General features: G+C 73.6%; 1 protein-coding gene. It reads left to right on the plus strand.

Going from position 1 to position 1,095, the window contains the following annotated elements:
- The coding region (locus tag AB0C29_RS49880; RefSeq protein WP_360835602.1) for an ATP-binding protein at positions 1–937 on the plus strand (937 nt) is incomplete at its 5' end.
- Positions 938–1,095: the final 158 nt, after the last annotated feature.

Consider the following 1,095-nt stretch of genomic DNA (forward strand, 5'->3'; position numbering starts at 1 on the left):
GCAGGTACGCCGGGCCGCCGACGCCGCGGCCCTGGACGCGCTGTCCGACGGCGGCACGATCAGCGCCGCCCACCTGCGTCGCGGCGCGCGCAGCCAGAACGCGGCCGGGCTGGAACGACTGGCCCGCCGGATCCAGCCCGGCGTCGGCTGGCCCGACCTGGTGCTCCCGCCGGTCGTGCTCGGGCAGCTGCGCGAGTTCGCGGCGCGGGCCCGGCACCGGCATCTGGTGCTCGACGACTGGCGGATGCGGCCGGGCGGCGGCCGGGGACGCGGCATCACCGGGCTGTTCGCCGGGGACTCCGGCACCGGCAAGACCATGTCGGCCGAGGTGATCGCGGCCGAGCTCGGCCTCGACCTCTACACGGTCAACCTGGCCACGGTGGTGGACAAGTACGTCGGCGAGACCGAGAAGAACCTGGAACGGATCTTCGCCGAGGCCGCCGGGGTCAACGGGGTGCTGCTGTTCGACGAGGCCGACGCCATCTTCGGCAAACGCTCCGAGGTGCGCGACGCCCACGACCGGTACGCCAACATCGAGAGCGCTTACCTGTTGCAGCGGATGGAGACCTTCGACGGGCTGGCCATCCTCGCCACCAACCTGCGGGCCAACCTGGACGAGGCGTTCACCCGCCGGCTCGACACCGTGGTGGACTTCCCCACGCCGGACGAGGCGCTGCGCCGTACGCTCTGGGACCGCTGCCTGGGCCGGCTGCTGCCGCGCGACCAGGACGTCGACCTCGGCTTCCTCGCGGCGGCCTTCGAGCTGTCCGGCGGCCACATCCGTTCGGCGGCGGTCACCGCGGCCTACCGGGCGGCCGACGGCGAGCGCGCGGTGACCATGACCGACGTCGTCGCGGCCGTGGCCAGTGAGTACCGCAAACTGGGCCGCCTCTGCCTGGAACGGGAGTTCGGCCCGTACCTCACGCATGCCCGATAGGGCAGCAGTTCTGCACTCACGGCGGTGCCCGCGATGCTTCCCGGCCCGGACCGGCGCCGCGATCCTGGAGCTGTCCGGAAGGGGGCGGTCATGCGCGCGCACGACCACGAGAGCGACACCGATGCCGGCCTGCGGCCCCGGGGCGACCGGGTCGGCCC

This window comes from Actinoplanes sp. NPDC048791 (assembly GCF_040650095.1).
GTDB lineage: Bacteria > Actinomycetota > Actinomycetes > Mycobacteriales > Micromonosporaceae > Actinoplanes.